At 68.6% G+C, this 16,257-nt stretch carries 15 protein-coding genes; 11 read left to right on the top strand and 4 right to left on the bottom strand.

All coding sequences use genetic code 11. The features are described from left to right. The first annotated feature begins 46 nt into the window (after positions 1 to 46). The 7 genes from ACSMFO_RS31080 to ACSMFO_RS31050 all read left to right on the top strand — a co-directional run bounded on the left by ACSMFO_RS31080 (position 47) and on the right by ACSMFO_RS31050 (position 7,040). Positions 47 to 508 (top strand): DUF3180 domain-containing protein, encoded by a 462-nt coding sequence (locus ACSMFO_RS31080; RefSeq protein ID WP_038520876.1) that lies wholly within the window; start codon positions 47 to 49, stop codon positions 506 to 508. 69 nt (positions 509 to 577) lie between these two features. Then, a complete protein-coding gene (locus ACSMFO_RS31075) occupies positions 578 to 2,593 on the top strand; it encodes a DUF6779 domain-containing protein (RefSeq protein WP_436461463.1) in 2,016 nt (671 codons plus the stop codon). Positions 2,594 to 2,621: 28 nt separating this feature from the next. Beyond that, entirely contained in the window at positions 2,622 to 3,791 is a 1,170-nt protein-coding gene (locus ACSMFO_RS31070; RefSeq protein ID WP_084098492.1) for a PrsW family intramembrane metalloprotease, read from the top strand. Between the two features lie 135 nt (positions 3,792 to 3,926). Further along, on the top strand, positions 3,927 to 4,844 hold the full coding sequence (locus tag ACSMFO_RS31065) for a Rossmann-like and DUF2520 domain-containing protein (RefSeq protein ID WP_378415295.1): 918 nt from the start codon (positions 3,927 to 3,929) through the stop codon (positions 4,842 to 4,844). Next, entirely contained in the window at positions 4,841 to 5,749 is a 909-nt protein-coding gene (gene panC / locus ACSMFO_RS31060) for a pantoate--beta-alanine ligase (protein WP_016337768.1), read from the top strand. Before ACSMFO_RS31065 ends, panC begins: the two co-directional genes overlap by 4 nt. Before the next feature lie 12 nt (positions 5,750 to 5,761). Then, complete coding sequence (gene panD, locus ACSMFO_RS31055) at positions 5,762 to 6,256, top strand: aspartate 1-decarboxylase (protein WP_016337767.1); 495 nt, start codon at positions 5,762 to 5,764, stop codon at positions 6,254 to 6,256. 4 nt (positions 6,257 to 6,260) lie between these two features. Next, on the top strand, positions 6,261 to 7,040 hold the full coding sequence (locus ACSMFO_RS31050; RefSeq protein WP_038520863.1) for a type III pantothenate kinase: 780 nt from the start codon (positions 6,261 to 6,263) through the stop codon (positions 7,038 to 7,040). A gap of 46 nt (positions 7,041 to 7,086) precedes the next feature. On the opposite strand, the gene ACSMFO_RS31045 is transcribed toward ACSMFO_RS31050, so the two are convergent. Together ACSMFO_RS31045 and ACSMFO_RS31040 are read right to left on the bottom strand one after the other, a co-directional pair. Then, positions 7,087 to 7,851, bottom strand: a complete 765-nt coding sequence (locus tag ACSMFO_RS31045; protein ID WP_436461462.1) for a class I SAM-dependent methyltransferase — start codon at positions 7,849 to 7,851, stop codon at positions 7,087 to 7,089. After that, the gene (locus ACSMFO_RS31040) at positions 7,848 to 8,621 is read right to left on the bottom strand and encodes a class I SAM-dependent methyltransferase (protein WP_436461461.1); all 774 of its coding nucleotides are present in this window, start codon (positions 8,619 to 8,621) and stop codon (positions 7,848 to 7,850) included. Before ACSMFO_RS31040 ends, ACSMFO_RS31045 begins: the two co-directional genes overlap by 4 nt. A gap of 96 nt (positions 8,622 to 8,717) precedes the next feature. Between ACSMFO_RS31040 and lysS the strand changes: the two genes are divergently transcribed. After that, positions 8,718 to 10,229 (top strand): lysine--tRNA ligase, encoded by a 1,512-nt coding sequence (gene lysS, locus ACSMFO_RS31035; protein ID WP_043848432.1) that lies wholly within the window; start codon positions 8,718 to 8,720, stop codon positions 10,227 to 10,229. Positions 10,230 to 10,380: 151 nt separating this feature from the next. Next, on the top strand, positions 10,381 to 10,734 hold the full coding sequence (locus tag ACSMFO_RS31030; protein ID WP_005165380.1) for a histone-like nucleoid-structuring protein Lsr2: 354 nt from the start codon (positions 10,381 to 10,383) through the stop codon (positions 10,732 to 10,734). A gap of 6 nt (positions 10,735 to 10,740) precedes the next feature. Here the strand turns inward: ACSMFO_RS31030 and ACSMFO_RS31025 are convergent, their stop codons facing one another. Further along, the gene (locus ACSMFO_RS31025) at positions 10,741 to 11,580 is read right to left on the bottom strand and encodes an AraC family transcriptional regulator (RefSeq protein ID WP_436461460.1); all 840 of its coding nucleotides are present in this window, start codon (positions 11,578 to 11,580) and stop codon (positions 10,741 to 10,743) included. Positions 11,581 to 11,646: 66 nt separating this feature from the next. On the opposite strand from ACSMFO_RS31025, the gene ACSMFO_RS31020 reads away from it, so the two are divergent. Next, on the top strand, positions 11,647 to 12,228 hold the full coding sequence (locus ACSMFO_RS31020) for a TIGR03086 family metal-binding protein (RefSeq protein ID WP_436461459.1): 582 nt from the start codon (positions 11,647 to 11,649) through the stop codon (positions 12,226 to 12,228). Here the strand turns inward: ACSMFO_RS31020 and ACSMFO_RS31015 are convergent. Continuing rightward, on the bottom strand, positions 12,225 to 12,983 hold the full coding sequence (locus ACSMFO_RS31015) for a (2Fe-2S)-binding protein (RefSeq protein WP_436461528.1): 759 nt from the start codon (positions 12,981 to 12,983) through the stop codon (positions 12,225 to 12,227). The two genes, ACSMFO_RS31020 and ACSMFO_RS31015, sit on opposite strands and share 4 nt — an antisense overlap. A 407-nt stretch (positions 12,984 to 13,390) precedes the next feature. On the opposite strand from ACSMFO_RS31015, the gene ACSMFO_RS31010 reads away from it, so the two are divergent. Further along, positions 13,391 to 15,949, top strand: coding sequence for an ATP-dependent Clp protease ATP-binding subunit (locus ACSMFO_RS31010; protein WP_038520844.1), 2,559 nt, complete (start codon positions 13,391 to 13,393; stop codon positions 15,947 to 15,949). Positions 15,950 to 16,257: the final 308 nt, after the last annotated feature.

The raw sequence follows: 16,257 nt of genomic DNA, 5'->3' as shown, positions 1-16,257 counted from the left end.
ACTCTCCAGTTGGTGGAGAGTCAAGCCTGCCAGGTAGCGTTGGACCATGCACTTCACCCGGCCACGCGAGCTGGCGGTGGCCGGCCTCCTGGGATTGGTCCTGGCCTATCTGCTCTTCCAGGTCGCCTACGGATCCATCCCCGCGCTTCCGCTCTTCGCCGGAATCACGTTGCTCGTCCTCGCGCTCTGCGAGGTCGTGCTCGCCTTCATCATCCGTGCGCGGATCAAGAGCAACCGCGTGCTCGCCGCGATCTCCGTCGCCCGATCGGTGGCCCTCGCGAAGGCCTCTTCGCTCGCCGGATCCGTCATGACGGGGGTGTGGCTGGCGGCTTTCGCGTATCTTTTTCCGCGACGTGACGAACTCCTCGCGGCGAGCGGTGATCTCCGCTCGGCGACGGTCGGGATCGTCAGCTCGGTGGCGCTGGTAGCTGCGGCTTTATGGCTCGAACACTGCTGCCGGACCCCCGAGGGCGGCGATCGGGAGCGCGATCCCGAGCCGACCGGTTAACGCTCGAGAGCCACCGCTCGAAGTACCGACTAGGTCTCGTTCGGATTACTAGAAGGTACGGTGTTGGGCATGACCGGGGTGGGTGACGACTCGCGCGGCCGCCTTGCGGGTAGGCCGTGGCTTGTCGTCGGCTTGGTTCTCGCCGTCGGCGCGACTCTCGCATTGGTGCTTTCCGACGACCTCCGCTACTTGCGTTTGGGGATCGTCGCGGCGCTGTGGGCCGCCTTGATCGGTGCGTTCCTCGCGGTCCGCTACCGCAAGCACGTGTCGCAGAGCGAGGACGCCGTCGCCGAGGCACAGGCCGTCTACGAGCTGGAGCTGGAACGCGAGATCGCCGCCCGCCGCGAGTTCGAGCTGGAGATCGAGGCGGAGACCAGGCAGGCCGCCGAGAGCCGCTCTCACGACGAGCTCGAAGCGCTCAGAGCCGAGGTGAGCGCCCTGCGTGAAAGCCTCCAGTCGCTCTTCGGCGGCGAGGTGCTCCTCGAACGCGTCGCGCTCACCGCGCAGGCCACCCGGATGCGGTCCCTCGACAACAAGCAGCTGATGAGCGCGGGGTCCGAGAACGGCAACGGCAAACCCCAGCTCATGGCGGCCAAGAGCACCACGATCGATGTCGACGAGCGTGAACGCGAGCGCGAACGCCCGACCGAGATGATCGACCGCGTCCTCGAACCCGCTTCCGCGCGGGCGGGCACGCCGCCCGCCGCCCGCCGCAAACCGGCGAACGGCCAGGTCAACGGCACCAACGGGTACGGGCAGAGCAATCAGGTCCAGCGGCCGAAGCCGGTCGACGAGTCGACTCGCCGCAGTATGCGCAAGGCGGATGCCCGCGCCTCGAAAGCGGCCGAGGCGCTCGCCGCCGAAGCCGCTCGCCGCGAGCGGATGGAGATGTCGAACCCCGGCATGTCGCCCGCCGAAGTCTCCCGGCCGATGCCGAGGGTCGAGGCCCAGCGCAAGACCCCGCCGCCGGTGACGCCCGCCGAGGTGTCCCGCCCGTCGATGCCCGGGGTGTCGCGTGCCGAGGTCTCGCAGCCGTCGATGCCCACCATCGCCCGGCAGCCCCAGCGGCCGGAGTCCCCGCGCAACGAACCGCCCCGCCGCCCGCAGCAGTCTTCGCTGCAGCAGCGGCTCGACGCCGGCACCGTGCAGCGTCCTCCCGCGACGCGGCCCGAGGAGCAGACCCGGAAGCAGACGCCGCCGGTGAAGCCCCCGGCGCAGGCGAAGCCGGTGAAGAAGGTCGAGCCGGACCGTCCCCGGCCGAACCGCGAGCTCGGCCTGACCCGCCCCGGGATGAAGCCCGTCGAGCGGCCGCGTCCGGCCGGTGGCACGCCGCCGCCCGCGAACAAGCCCGCCACGCCGGAACCGATGGAGGCCACCGGCGAGTGGAAGCCGTCGTGGACGCAGGAGCGCCCGGTCTCCGACCTGAGCGCCGCGTTCCCCCGGAAGGACGACTTCCAGGACCGGCTGCGGCCCACGCCGCCTGCCAAGCCCCAGCCCGCGGCCGCCCAGTCGCGTCCGGAACCGCGCCCCGAGCCGAGGCCGGAGCCGCGTCGCGACCCGGAGCCGCCGACCCCGCCGTCGATCCCGGCCGTGTCCGAGACGCCTCGCCGGGCCGAGCCCGTGCGGCAGCCGGAGCCCGAACCGATGCGCCGTCCGGCGGCCGAGGCGCCGTCGCGGCACGGATCCCCGGCCGCGGAGGAGCCGCCCGCGGTCAACCCGACGTTGCCCGAAGAGATCCGGCTGGCGCAGAACGGTGGCGGCGGACGCCGTCGCCGGGCCGCCGAGGACTCCTCGGTCTCGATCACCCCGGCCCCGAACGTCCCGGAGCCCACCGGCGGCGGCCGTCGCCGTCGTCCGGACGGGGAGCCCCCGGCCTGGCAGAGCACCGAGTCCACCGGCGGCCGTCATGGCGGCAGGCGGGCGAAGCCGGACGACGAGGCGCCGTCCCGGAACGGGTCGTCGCACAGCCGTCCGGAGACCTCCGACGCGGGCTCCCACGCCTCCGGCCGATCGGTGATGGACCTGCTCGCCGCCAACGGCGCGAACGAATCCACTCCGCGGCGCAGGCGGCGCGCGGAGGACTGAGCGCGTACCGACGGTAGGGTGACCCGCTGTGAGCGAGCCTTCCTCCCCGGCGCCCGGTCTCGACCGGCCCCGCCGGTCTCGGTCGATCACCGTGCTGCTGCCGGTGCTCGGGTTGATCGCCGTCGCGCTGTGCGGGTTGTTCGTCTTCGGCACGGTGACCGAAAAGGTGGGTCCGCTCGCGGTGGGGATCGGTGTGCTCGCGGCGCTGGTCCCGGTCGCCGTGGTGGTCACCGCGTTCCTGTGGGTGGACCGCTGGGAGCCGGAACCGCCGAAGCTCTTGCTGCTGGCCTTCGTCTGGGGCGCGTGCGTCGCGACGATCATCGCGTTGCTGCTCAACAGCGGCGCCGAGGCCGTCGGTGACCTGCTGCTCGGTACGGGCGTCGGCGGCAAGATCAGCGGGCTGGTCTCCGCGCCGCTGGTCGAGGAGGCCGCGAAGGCCGTTTTCATCCTGTTGCTGTGGTGGCGTCGCCCGAGCGAGTTCGACGGCGTCGTGGACGGCATCGTCTACGCCGGGTTCACCGCGGCGGGCTTCGCCTTCACCGAGAACATCTATTACTTCGGCCGCGCGTTCGCCGAGCACGGCTTCGGCGACGGCACGAGCGCCGGTGTGCTCGCGGCGTTCTTCCTGCGTGGTGTGCTCTCGCCGTTCACGCATCCGCTGTTCGCCGTGATGACCGGGATCGGCCTCGGGGTCGCCGCGAGCAGCAAGGTCCGCTCGCTGCGGATCCTGGCGCCGATCGGCGGCTACCTCGTCGCCGTCCTGTTGCACGCGCTGTGGAACGGCGCCGCGCTGCTCGGCGGCGCCAAGACCTTCCTGAACGTCTACTTCCTGATCATGGTGCCGCTGTTCATCGGCGTCTTCTCGGTGGTGGTCATGCAGCGGCGCCGCGAGCAGCGGATCGTCGCCGCGGCCCTGCCGATGATGGTCGACGCCCGCTGGATCGCCCCGTCGGAGGTGTCGCTGCTGGCCAGCCTCTCCGGACGGCGGTCGTGGCGGAAACAGGCCCGGAAGCAGTCGGGGCGGGAGGCGGCGAAGGCCGTCGGCCGCTACCAGGCCAGCGTGACCGAGCTCGCGTTCCTGCGGCGCGGCCCGAAGCTCACCGACGAGGCGAAACAGCGGCAGAGTGAACTGTTGCGGGTGCTCAAGACGTCACGGGCCGAGGCCGTCCGGCTCGCCGACGGCGCGCCGCGCGGGTGACCACGGTCAGGTGAAGCTGGTCACGAGCGCCGGGTCAGACCCGGGGCGGAGGGTTACCCTCGCGCCGTCGTCTGGTACCCGCGACCGCAGAGCGGGACTGGAACGAGTTGAGGAGTTTTCGACCATGAGCGTCCCCTGGCGCACGCCATGATGAGGCCCGCTCGCTTGGCCGTGGGCGTCGTTTCCGCAGGTCGCGTCGGCAGTGTCGTAGGCGCGGCGCTCACCAGGGCCGGGCACACGGTCGTCGCCGCTTCGGGCCTTTCCAACGCTTCGGTGCGCCGGGCGGAGCAGCTGCTCCCCGACGTGCCGCTCCTGCCGCCCGACGAGGTCGCTCGCCGGGCCGACCTGGTCCTGCTGGCCCTGCCCGACGACGCGCTCGCCGGGATGGTGCGCGGTTTCGTCGCCACCGGTTCGCTGCGCCCGGGACAGATCGTCGTGCACACCTCCGGGTCGCACGGCATCGACGTCCTCGCGCCCGCCGCCGAGGCGGGCGCGCTGCCGCTGGCGCTGCACCCCGTGATGACCTTCACCGGCCGTCCCGAAGACCTCGACAGGCTCGCCGCCTGCAGTTTCGGCGTCACGGCGGCGGAGGGTGACGAGGCGGCGTGGAACGTCGGCGAGGCGTTGACCGTGGAGATGGGCGCGGAGCCCGTCCGGGTCCCCGACGAAGCGCGAGCGCTCTATCACGCGGCGTTGGCGCACGGTGCGAACCACCTGATGGCGCTGGTCGCCGACTGCGCGGAACTGTTGCGGGAGGCGGGAATCGCCCAGCCCGAACGCCTGGTGGCTCCGTTGTTGTCGGCGGCGTTGGATAATGTTCTGCGACACGGGGACCGCGCACTGACCGGGCCGGTGGCCCGTGGTGATCTCGGCACCGTGCGCAAGCATCTCGCGGTGCTGGCCGAACGTGGCCCCGACATCGCCCCGAGCTATCGCGCGCTGGCCAAGCGCACGCTGGCGCGCGGCGACGCCGCCGGGCTCTTGGACGCCTCGGCCGCCGCCGAGCTCACCGAACTCCTCAGTGACCCCGCCGAAGGGCAGCAAAACCAGTGACCACACCGAAATTCGCCCGAGGCACGCTGCACACCTTCCAGCCGCCGGAGCAGGTCAGCCAGGTGACGCGTGCGCTGCACGGCGTCGGCCGCAAGGTCGCGCTGGTGCCCACGATGGGCGCACTGCACGCCGGTCACCGCGAGCTGATCCGCCGGGCGAAGCGGCTGCCGAACACGGTCGTCGCGACGTCGATCTTCGTGAACCCCCTGCAGTTCGGAGAGGGCGAGGACTTCGAGGCGTACCCGCGTCCGCTGGACAAGGACCTCGAGGTGCTGAAGGAGGACGGAGTCGAGCTGGGCTTCCTGCCCAAGGCGTCGGATCTGTATCCCGAAGGGGCCACCGTCACGGTGCATCCCGGCGCGCTCGGCGACGAGCTGGAAGGCGCGGTGCGGCCGGGGCATTTCGCCGGCGTGCTCACCGTGGTGGCGAAACTGTTCAACATCGTGCGGCCGGACTACGCCTTCTTCGGGGAGAAGGACTACCAGCAGCTGGTGCTGATCAAGAAGATGGTGCGCGATCTGAACTTCGACACCCGCGTCATCGGGGTGCCGACGGTCCGGGAGCGCGACGGGCTGGCGTTGTCCTCGCGGAACGTCTACCTGACTCCGGAACAGCGCGAGGACGCGATCGTGTTGTCGGCGGCGCTCACCGCGGGTGCCTTCGTCGGACGCGACGGCGCGGAAGCCGTGCTGGCGACCGCCAGGCAGACCCTCGCCGCGCGACCCGCGGTCGAGGTCGATTATCTGGAATTGAGGGGAACCGACCTCGGGCCCGCGCCCGTCGACGGTGAGGCGCGTCTGCTGATCGCGGCCAGGGTGGGGAGTACCCGGCTGATCGACAACGTCCCGGTGGTGCTCGGCGCGGCCGTGGACCATCCGGAACACGCGCCGGACGCAGGGGAATAGGGAGAGTCCACGATGTACCGCACGATGCTGAAATCGAAGATCCATAGGGCGACGGTCACCCAGGCCGATCTCCACTACGTCGGATCGGTGACCGTCGACGAGGACCTGATGGACGCGGCGGATCTGCTGCCGGGCGAACAGGTGTCCATTGTGGACGTCACCAATGGCGCGCGGCTCGAGACCTACGTGATCGCGGGCGAACGCGGCAGCGGGGTGCTCGGCATCAACGGCGCCGCGGCGCATCTGGTGCACCCCGGCGATCTGGTGATCCTGATTTCGTACGCGCAGATGGAGAACGCCGAGGCGGCCGCGTTCCGGCCGCGCGTCGTCTTCGTCGACGCGGACAACCGGATCGTCGAGAAGGGCGCCAACCCCGGGCACGCGCCGGAGGGCTCCGGCCTGTTGAGTGGCACCGTGACCCTGGCCGACGACGACACGATGACCTTCCCGGTCGCCGAAACCGCCGACGCCCGCCGTCTCGACGCGCTGCTGCACGCCGAAAGCTGAGTCCTTGCTGCTCACGATCGACGTCGGCAACACCAACATCGTTCTCGGGCTGTACTCGGGAAACGACCTGGCCGGTGACTGGCGGATGCGCACCGACGCGCGGATGACCGCCGACGAACTCGCGCTCACCATGCGCGGGCTCCTCGGCTCGCACGCGGACGCGGTCACCGGGATCAGCGCGCTGTCCACGGTTCCCGCCGTGCTGCGGGAGCTGCGCGTCATGCTTTCGCGGTACTACGCCAGGGTGCCGAAGATCGTCATCGAGCCGGGGGTGCGCACCGGCGTGCCGCTCCTGGTCGACAACCCCAAGGAAGTGGGCGCGGACCGGCTGGTGAACACCCTGGCCGCGCATCACCTGCACCCGTCCACCGCCTGTGTGGTGGTGGATTTCGGGACTTCGACCAATGTGGACGCCATCTCCGCCAAGGGCGAGTTCCTCGGCGGCGCGTTCGCGCCCGGTATCGAGATCTCGGTCGACGCGCTGGCCGCCCGGGCCGCGGCGCTGCGGAAGGTGGAGCTGGTGCCGCCGCGGTCGGTGATCGGGAAGAACACCGTGGAATGCCTGCAATCCGGCATCCTCTACGGTTTCGCGGGCCAGGTCGACGGCCTGGTGAAGCGGATCAAGCGCGAGCTCTCACCGGGCGGGGTGGATCCGGTCGCGGTGATCGCGACCGGCGGCCTCGCGCCCTTGGTGCTCGGCGAGTCCGAGACGATCACCGAGCACGCGCCCGATCTGACGCTCCTGGGCCTCCGGCTGGTCTACGAGCGCAACCACCGCGTTTAGTCCTCTGAATGCGGTCCTTGCGTGGGCAACTACCGCAATTAGAGGACTAAACGCGGCGGGAGGCGATCATCAGCACCCGCCGCGTCATCAGGTCCTGGTTCCGCAGCGTCTGTTCGAGGCTCGCCCGGAGCCTCGAAGGATCGTCGCCCGATTCCGCCGCCAGCTCCTCCAGCCGTTCGAGCGAAAGCTCCATGGTCCGCCGCTGCCGCGTCCGCCAGTCCGGTGTCTCCTCGTAGGCGAGGACGTCCAAGCCGGCTGCCTCCAGCAGCGGCCGGTGGTCGGCGACCTGGGGCGGCCGGTTCACCGGCTGCCCGTCGAAGTCCCAGGTCGTGACGAGCAGCCGCCCGCCCGGCGCGAGGATCCGTGCGAACTCCTCGCAGGCGCACCGCTTGTCGGGCGCGAACAGCAGCGCGTCGACGCTCATCACCGCGTCGAACGAGGCGTCCTCCAGGCCGGTGTCCTGGAAGTCGCCGATCCGGAAATCGGTCGCCTCGACGTCCATCGCCTCCGCCCGACGCCGTGCCGACGCCAGCGCCGTCGCCGCGATGTCGATGCCGGTGAGCGTCGCGTACGTGCGTGCGGCGACCCAAAGCCCGGGACCGCCGCGCCCGCAGCCGATGTCGGCGAGCCGCCCACCGGGCTCCAGATGCGCTTCGGCCGCGATGCGGCGCAGGTCGGTCCGGGTCACGAAGCTGTAGGTGTCCAGCTCGGCGGGGTATTCGTCGCCGTAGACCTCGGTCCAGATCCGCGCGGAGACCGCCGACGCGGGGGCGCCGAACGTCGTCGTGAACGCCGCCTTCCAGTCGGTCATCGCTTACGCGCCCGGAAGACGGTGGTGGTGATCGGGAGATCGAATTCCCCGGACGCGGTTTCCGGATTCCGGTCGAGGAATTCCCGCGCCGTGCGAAGTTTGGCTTCGCGTTCCTCCGCCGGTGCCACCAGCATGTGCGAATGGGTCGCGAGAGTGGCCACCAGGGTTTCCGCCGTCCTGGGTTGTTTGTGACCGAACGTCTTCTTCTCGAACGGCTCGAGGGCCTCGTGTTGCGGCAGCGCTTCGTAATCGCTCAGCCAGCGCCTGCTCATCGAGGTCTTGATCAGCGCGTTCAACTCCGCCAGCCAGCCCGCCGACTCGTCGTCGTGGTTCCACAGCGCCGCAACGACTCCGCCCGGCCTCAGCACCCTGGCCATCTCCGGATAGGCCCGGTCGAGATCGAACCAGTGGACGGCCTGGCCCACCACCACGGCGTCCACGGATCCGTCCGGCAGCGGGATCTCCTCGGCGGTCCCGATGAGCGGGGTCACGGCGGGGAGTGTCCTGGTGAGCTCGGCGAGCATCTTCTCGTCCGGCTCGACGGCGGTGACCTCGACGCCCAGCGCCAGCAGTCCTTCGCTGACCTTGCCGGTCCCGGCCGCCAGGTCCAGGACCCGTTCCGGGGTTCCCGCCGCGCCGGCCAGCCCCCAGGCCAGTGCCTTTTCCGGATAGTCGGGCCGATGCGCGGCATAGTCGGCGGCCTTCGCGCCGAACGAGGCGGCGCGGCGTGCGTGCAGTCCGGGTTCGATGCCGGGAGTGGATGAGTTCACGCGCTCAAGGTTAATGGAGAGAAAACCGGCCGGTCCGGACCCGGAAAAGGTAATCCGGTTGGCGTAGGGAACCGGCGGGTTCGTACGCTGTGCGCCATGACTGAAATCCCCGCATCCGAGGGCGTGAGCCCCGACGAAGACCTGCCGGAACAGATGCGGGTGCGCCGGGACAAGCGCGACCGGATAATCGCGGAGGGTATCGATCCGTATCCGGTCGAGGTGCCCCGGACGCACTCGCTGGCCGAAGTGCGCGCGAAGCATTCCGGTCTTCCTGCCGACACCGCCACCGGCGACATCGTCGGTATCACCGGCCGGGTCATGTACATGCGCAATACCGGCAAACTGTGTTTCGCGAGTCTTCGTGAAGGCGACGGCACCGAGTTGCAGGCGATGCTCAGCCTTGCGAAGGTGGGCGAGGACGCGCTCGCGGCGTGGAAGTCCGATGTCGATCTCGGTGATCACGTATTCGTCTCCGGTGAGGTCATCACCTCCAAGCGCGGTGAGCTTTCCGTGATGGCCGACTCCTGGCGCATCACGTCGAAAGCATTGCGCCCGTTGCCCGTGGCGCACAAAGACCTGGCCGAGGAAACGCGGATCCGGCAGCGTTATGTCGATCTGATCGTGCGTCCCAAGGCGCGGGACGTGGTCCGTACCCGCGCCGGTGTGCTGCGTTCCCTGCGTGACTCGTTTCACGGCCGGGGATTCCTCGAGGTCGAGACCCCGATGCTGCAAACGCTGCACGGCGGTGCCGCGGCGCGGCCATTCGTCACGCATTCGAATGCGTTCGACCTCGATCTGTACCTGAGGATCGCGCCGGAGCTGTACCTCAAGCGTTGCGTGGTCGGCGGTATCGAGAAGGTCTTCGAGATCAACCGCAACTTCCGGAACGAGGGCAGCGACTCCTCGCACTCGCCGGAGTTCGCCATGCTCGAGTACTACGAAGCGTATGCGACCTATGACTCCAACGCGGTGATGACGCGGCAGCTCATCCAGGAGGCGGCACAGAACGTTCTCGGCACTCAGGTGGTCACTCTCGCCGACGGTTCGGAGTACGACCTGTCCGGCGAGTGGACCACGCTCGGAATGTACGAGTCGTTGTCCGAGGCGTTGTCGGAAGAGGTCACTCCCGAGACATCGGCGGACAAGCTCCGTTCCTATGCCGAAGCGCGAGAGCTGGAGCTCGACCCGAAGTTAGGCCACGGCAAACTCGTCGAAGAACTTTGGGAACATCTCGTCGGCGATCATCTCCACGAACCCACTTTTGTCCGTGATTTTCCGGTCGAGACATCCCCGCTGACCAGGCAACATCGCAGCAAGCCGGGGGTCGCCGAGAAGTGGGATCTGTACGTGCGCGGATTCGAACTGGCCACCGGATACTCCGAGCTGGTCGATCCCGTGGTAGAGCGTCAGCGTCTGGTGGAACAGGCTCGGCTGGGTGCGCAGGGTGATAGTGAGGCCATGAACCTGGATGAGGATTTCCTCCGCGCGCTGGAGTACGGAATGCCGCCGAGCGGTGGTGTCGGAATGGGGATCGACCGGTTGCTGATGGCGCTGACCGGCCTTGGTATCCGGGAGACCATCCTGTTCCCGCTCGTCCGACCCGAATAACCCGTCCGCGTGAGAGATACCTCGATCGTTCTCGTAAACAAGATTTGCGTTATGAGTCGGTAGCGGGTATTAATGTCGCTAGACAAAGTCTTCTGTCCGGGGCATGCCCCGTACCAGATCATTCGTGTAAGCCCCCAGCAGGAGGAAACAGATGGCACAGAAGGTGCTCGTCTCGCTCGTCGACGACCTCGACGGCACTGAGGCGGAAGAGACCGTCGAGTTCGGTTTGGACGGTGTGAGCTACCAGATCGACCTTTCCGCGGAAAACGCGGAAGAGCTTCGTGACGCGCTGGCCCAGTATGTGGAGCACGCCCGTCGCGCGGGTGGCCGTAAGCGCACCGCCATTCGTCCGGTCGCCGGCGTGAAGGCCGCCGCCCGTCCCGCGACCGTGGACCGCGAGCAGAACCAGGCCATTCGCGCCTGGGCCCGCAAGAACGGCTTCCAGGTTTCCGACCGTGGACGTATCCCGTCCGAGGTCGTGGAGGCCTACCACAAGAAGAACTGAGGTCTTTCAGACCAGACGGCCGCCGGGAAACCTTTCCCGGCGGCTTTCTTGTTCTTGTACACGGTTCAAGCGGGCGTACTCGGTGGGCGCCCATCCGGTCACGGAGCGGAAATCCCGGGTGAAGTGCGCTTGGTCGCTATAGCCCAGCGTGAACGCCAGTTCCGCGTAGTCCGGCCGTTCCTCGGCAGCGATCCGTGCCGCCGCTTCGTTCAATCGGTATACCTGAATCGCCCATTTGGGGGCGGTGCCGACATGTTCGGCGAACAGGCGTTGCAGGCTTCGTTGAGACAGGCCCGTCCGGCTTGACAGCTCGGCGACCCGGGTAATGAACGGCTCGGCCGCGATTGTTTCCACCGCTTCGATGGCCGTCACGGCCGCGGCGGTGAGCACGGGGCGTTTCGCGAGGAGCAGTTCCTCCGCGGCACGGACCATTTCGAAGTCGTCCGTCGCATTCCGTACCGATTCCGTCACTCCTCCGGCGCCGGGGAAGAGATCGGTGAGCGGAACGGAACCGCCGGAGATCATCGAGACCGGACCGCCGAGGAATGCCCGGAATGCCCCGGGGCGGAATCGCACGCCGATACCGTGGTCCGTGCCCTCGACGAGGTAGCGGAAAGGCCGTTTCCCCGGCCCGAACGCGCCGGCCGCGAGGCGGAAGAACGTGACGTTCACCGCGAGATTGGGCAAAACCGCCTGTTCCTCGCCCGGTCTGCCGCGCAGATCCCATCGCAGCACCCAGTGATGATCGACGTACGGGCGCAGTTCCGGCGAGGGCGGATGCCGGACGAGGCTGAACTTCGCCGCCCGCGCGTTGACGATCCCCGCCGGGATCCGGTGCCCGCTCACCGGATCAACTTAGCCGTGTCGCGTTTCTTCAAGACAGCGCGCGGGTCCCCGTGAACTCATGGCCTCATGTCCGAATACGCCACCCTGATCGCCCCCGCCGCCGCGGAGTTCACCGGAATCCTGCGCGGGATCGGCGAAACCGACCTCTCCGCCCGCACGCCGTGCGCCGAGTACGACGTCCGCGCGTTGCTGAACCACCTTCTCTACTGGGGTCCTTGGCTCGAAGCCGCCGGGAGCAAGACTGCACCGCCCGAGATGTCCGTCGGTGAGGCCGAAGCGGGCCTCGCCGACGGCGAATGGCTCAATGCCATCGAGAAGCAGACCGCGCGGCTCGTGGACGTCTTCGGGACGCCCGAAGCGTGGCAGGGCACGACGGCGCTCGGCACGGCGGAAATGCCGTCCTCGTTCGTCGGCGACATGGTGCTCGGCGAGTTCGTCTTCCACGGCTGGGACCTGGCGAAGGCGACCGGCCGCTCGCTCGACGTCGCACCCGAAGTGGCCGAAGCCGTCTTGGCGTCCGCCGCGGCTATGGGCGAACAGGCCCGGGCGATGAAGATGTACGGGGAAGAAGTGTCCGTCGCGGAAGGTGCGACGACGTTCGAACGCGCTTTGGGCGCGACGGGGCGAAACCCCGGCTGGACCCGTTAGCGGGTTCGCGGACAACCTCCGCATTCCGATTCCGCGGGAAGCAGATAGTTGTAACAGCAGCCTTCGCGGTTTCGCGTCCACTCGCGGCGTCCGTCGGCTCCCGATGTCAGCATCAGCTTCGACGCGGACGTCAGCGGCGGGAACCGCGCTTCGAGGACCAGGGCGGCGTCCGCGACCCCGGCGCCCTCGGCCTCCGGAGTCCCGCCCAGCCGCCCCGCCGACCACAGCGCGTTGTCGAGCGCGTCTGTGGCGGCGGCCCACAACTGACGTCGCCCGAGCCTCGTCAGCGGGCCGTAGACGTCGATGAACCGGCTCGCGTGCGCGACGTACCGGCCCCGCAGGACGGTCGCCAGCGCTCGCTCGTCCGGGACCACGACGGCCCTGGGATGTGCCGAGCCCGGGTCCGTGGGCAGGCAGTGGAAGCCGTCGCCGAGGACGGCGACCGAATCGGGATGGGGCCGGTCGGCGCCGATCCGGAACGCCAGCGCGGACGGCGCCAGCGAGGGGACGCGGCGCTCGTGATGGAGCAGCATCGCGCCGGCCAGGGCCGGGACGTGCAGGTACCAGGAGAGGATCCAGCTCGCCGGGGTCCGTTCGGGGATCGCCGCCGCCTCCGGATACGTCTCGGCGAGCCAGCCGGTGAGCCGCTCCCGCCAGCGCACGAGCCGGGCCGGTTCGCCGAGCAGGTCGCCGCAGCGGACCCAGCCCGGCTCGTCCTCCGGCACGTCCGCGCGGAGCCGGGCGTCTTCGGGCATCCTCGACAGGGAGGCGCGGAGCCCGTCCTCCGGCGACACGAGCGTGCGGGGATACGACACACCGGCCTCCCGTCATTAGGTACGCCTAACCTTACATACCGTCCGTGACTACTCCGGACGGGTGTCCATCCACTGGGCGGAGCCCGTGTTCGCGCTCAGCGGACAACCCTCGTCCGGCGGAATCCGGACGCGTGTTCGCACGTTGGGCTTGACGTAAAGGTGCAGGGCAACCGGAAGATGAAAGAGCGCACGGCCGGAGAACGGCCTGGGCGCGAACGGGCCGCAATCAGCCGTAGTGGTACGCCAGCGCGACCGCATGGCTACTAGAGTGGTCTCACGGTGCTGAATCCATCGCGGTGAAAGCACGATGGAAACGGGCCGCCGTCGCAGCAGTCGAGGGAGTGCACATGTTTGAGAGGTTCACCGACCGCGCGAGGCGGGTGGTCGTCCTGGCCCAAGAAGAGGCCAGGATGCTCAACCACAACTACATCGGCACCGAGCACATCCTCCTGGGTCTGATCCACGAGGGTGAAGGTGTCGCCGCCAAGGCGCTGGAATCGCTGGGCATCGCGCTGGAGGGCGTCCGCCAGCAGGTCGAGGAGATCATCGGCCAGGGGCAGCAGGCCCCGAGCGGGCACATCCCCTTCACCCCGCGGGCCAAGAAGGTGCTTGAGCTGTCGCTGCGCGAAGCGCTGCAGCTCGGCCACAACTACATCGGCACCGAGCACATCCTGCTCGGGCTGATCCGCGAGGGAGAAGGCGTCGCCGCACAGGTGCTCGTCAAGCTCGGCGCGGACCTCAACCGGGTGCGTCAGCAGGTCCTGCAGCTGCTGTCGGGCTACCAGGGTGGCAAGGAGTCGACCGAGACCGGCTCCGGACGCGGTGAAGGCACCCCGTCGTCGTCGCTGGTGCTCGACCAGTTCGGCCGCAACCTGACCGTGCAGGCCCGCGAAGGCAAGCTCGACCCGGTCATCGGCCGGGGCAAAGAGATCGAGCGGGTCATGCAGGTGCTGTCGCGGCGCACCAAGAACAACCCGGTCCTCATCGGCGAGCCCGGCGTCGGCAAGACCGCCGTCGTCGAAGGGCTCGCGCAGAACATCGTCAAGGGCGAGGTCCCGGAGACGCTGAAGGACAAGCAGCTCTACACCCTCGACCTCGGCTCCCTGGTCGCCGGTTCCCGGTACCGCGGTGACTTCGAAGAGCGCCTGAAGAAGGTGCTCAAGGAGATCAAGACCCGCGGCGACATCATCCTGTTCATCGACGAGCTGCACACGCTCGTCGGCGCGGGTGCCGCCGAGGGCGCGATCGACGCCGCGTCGATCCTGAAGCCGATGCTGGCCCGTGGCGAGCTGCAGACGATCGGCGCGACCACGCTCGAGGAGTACCGCAAGTACATCGAGAAGGACGCCGCGCTGGAGCGCCGCTTCCAGCCGATCCAGGTCGGCGAGCCGTCGCTCGAGCACACGATCGAGATCCTGAAGGGTCTGCGTGACCGGTACGAGGCGCACCACCGCGTCTCGATCACCGACGGCGCGCTGGTGCAGGCGGCGACCCTCGCGGACCGCTACATCAACGACCGCTTCCTGCCGGACAAGGCGATCGACCTGATCGACGAGGCCGGCGCCCGGATGCGCATCCGCCGCATGACCGCGCCGCCGGACCTGCGCGAGTTCGACGAGAAGATCGCCGACGTGCGCAGGGACAAGGAGTCCGCGATAGACGCGCAGGACTTCGAGCGCGCCGCCCGCCTCCGCGACGAGGAGAAGACCCTCCTCGGCCAGAAGGGCGAGCGGGAGAAGCAGTGGAAGGACGGCGACCTCGACGTCGTCGCCGAGGTCGACGAGGAGCAGATCGCCGAGGTCCTCGCCAACTGGACCGGTATCCCGGTGTTCAAGCTCACCGAGGAGGAGACCACGCGTCTGCTCCGCATGGAGGAGGAGCTGCACAAGCGGATCATCGGCCAGGAGGACGCGGTCAAGGCCGTCTCCCAGGCGATCCGCCGCACCCGTGCCGGCCTGAAGGACCCGAAGCGCCCCTCCGGCTCGTTCATCTTCGCCGGCCCGTCCGGTGTCGGTAAGACCGAGCTGTCCAAGGCGCTCGCGGCGTTCCTGTTCGGCGAGGACGACGCGCTCATCCAGATCGACATGGGCGAGTTCCACGACCGCTACACCGCTTCGCGGCTCTTCGGTGCCCCTCCGGGCTACGTCGGCTACGAAGAGGGCGGCCAGCTGACCGAGAAGGTGCGGCGCAAGCCGTTCTCGGTGGTGCTGTTCGACGAGATCGAGAAGGCCCACCAGGAGATCTACAACACGCTCCTGCAGGTCCTCGAAGACGGCCGTCTCACCGACGGTCAGGGTCGTACGGTCGACTTCAAGAACACCGTGCTCATCTTCACCTCGAACCTGGGTACCTCGGACATCTCCAAGTCCGTTTCGCTCGGGTTCTCGTCCGGCGGTGACAGCACCAACCGGTACGAGAAGATGAAGCAAAAGGTCAACGAGGAGATGAAGAAGCATTTCCGGCCGGAGTTCCTGAACCGGATCGACGACATCATCGTCTTCCACCAGCTGACCAAGGAACAGATCATCGAGATGGTCGATCTCATGATCGCCCGGGTCGAGACGCAGCTCAAGGCCAAGGACATGGAGCTGGAGCTCACGCCCAAGGCCAAGTCGCTGCTCGCCAAGCGCGGCTTCGACCCGGTGCTGGGCGCGCGGCCGCTGCGTCGCACGATCCAGCGCGAGATCGAGGACCAGCTGTCGGAGAAGATCCTGTTCGGCGAGGTCCAGGCCGGGCAGATCATCCTGGTCGACGTCGAAGGCTGGAACGACGAAGAGGGCGAGAAGGACGACAAGGCGCACTTCGTCTTCCGTGGCGAAGCCCGCCCCTCGTCGGTCCCGGACGCCCCGCCGGTGAGCATCGGTGCCGGCTCGACTGAAGAGAACGGTGAAGCCGAGGGCGAGTAACGCCTCTCTGCTCCGGAAGTGCCCGTCGCGGTTCGCCGCGACGGGCACTTCCGCGTTTCGGTTCGGTGTGTCGTCCGCCCAATCACGTGAGTTCCGCCCCCAACCACGCGAGTTCGCCGTTCAAGCACGCGAGTTCCGCCTCCGATCACGCGCGTTCCGTGTTCCGTCACGCGAGTTCCGTCTTTCCGTACGGACGCCATTCGTGTGCGGATGGACGACACGCGTGATTGGGCGGACGACACGCGTGATTGGGCGCGGGACTCGCGTGATTGGAGGCGGAACTCGCGTGATCGGGGGGCGTGAGACGA

This window comes from Amycolatopsis sp. w19, from assembly GCF_051373225.1.
Lineage (GTDB): Bacteria > Actinomycetota > Actinomycetes > Mycobacteriales > Pseudonocardiaceae > Amycolatopsis > Amycolatopsis japonica.
The sequence above is the reverse complement of the archived record's forward strand: the minus strand, read 5'-3'. Positions and strand labels throughout refer to the sequence as shown.

What these genes read in the sequence shown, in the direction of transcription:
- panD (WP_016337767.1), top strand. Translation starts at nt 5,762, where the DNA reads ATGTACCGCACGATGCTGAAATCGAAGATCCATAGGGCGACGGTCACC.
- ACSMFO_RS31075 (WP_436461463.1), top strand. Translation starts at nt 578, where the DNA reads ATGACCGGGGTGGGTGACGACTCGCGCGGCCGCCTTGCGGGTAGGCCG.
- ACSMFO_RS31010 (WP_038520844.1), top strand. Translation starts at nt 13,391, where the DNA reads ATGTTTGAGAGGTTCACCGACCGCGCGAGGCGGGTGGTCGTCCTGGCC.
- ACSMFO_RS31015 (WP_436461528.1), bottom strand. Translation starts at nt 12,983, where the DNA reads ATGCCCGAAGACGCCCGGCTCCGCGCGGACGTGCCGGAGGACGAGCCG.
- ACSMFO_RS31080 (WP_038520876.1), top strand. Translation starts at nt 47, where the DNA reads ATGCACTTCACCCGGCCACGCGAGCTGGCGGTGGCCGGCCTCCTGGGA.
- lysS (WP_043848432.1), top strand. Translation starts at nt 8,718, where the DNA reads ATGACTGAAATCCCCGCATCCGAGGGCGTGAGCCCCGACGAAGACCTG.
- ACSMFO_RS31020 (WP_436461459.1), top strand. Translation starts at nt 11,647, where the DNA reads ATGTCCGAATACGCCACCCTGATCGCCCCCGCCGCCGCGGAGTTCACC.
- ACSMFO_RS31030 (WP_005165380.1), top strand. Translation starts at nt 10,381, where the DNA reads ATGGCACAGAAGGTGCTCGTCTCGCTCGTCGACGACCTCGACGGCACT.
- ACSMFO_RS31045 (WP_436461462.1), bottom strand. Translation starts at nt 7,851, where the DNA reads ATGACCGACTGGAAGGCGGCGTTCACGACGACGTTCGGCGCCCCCGCG.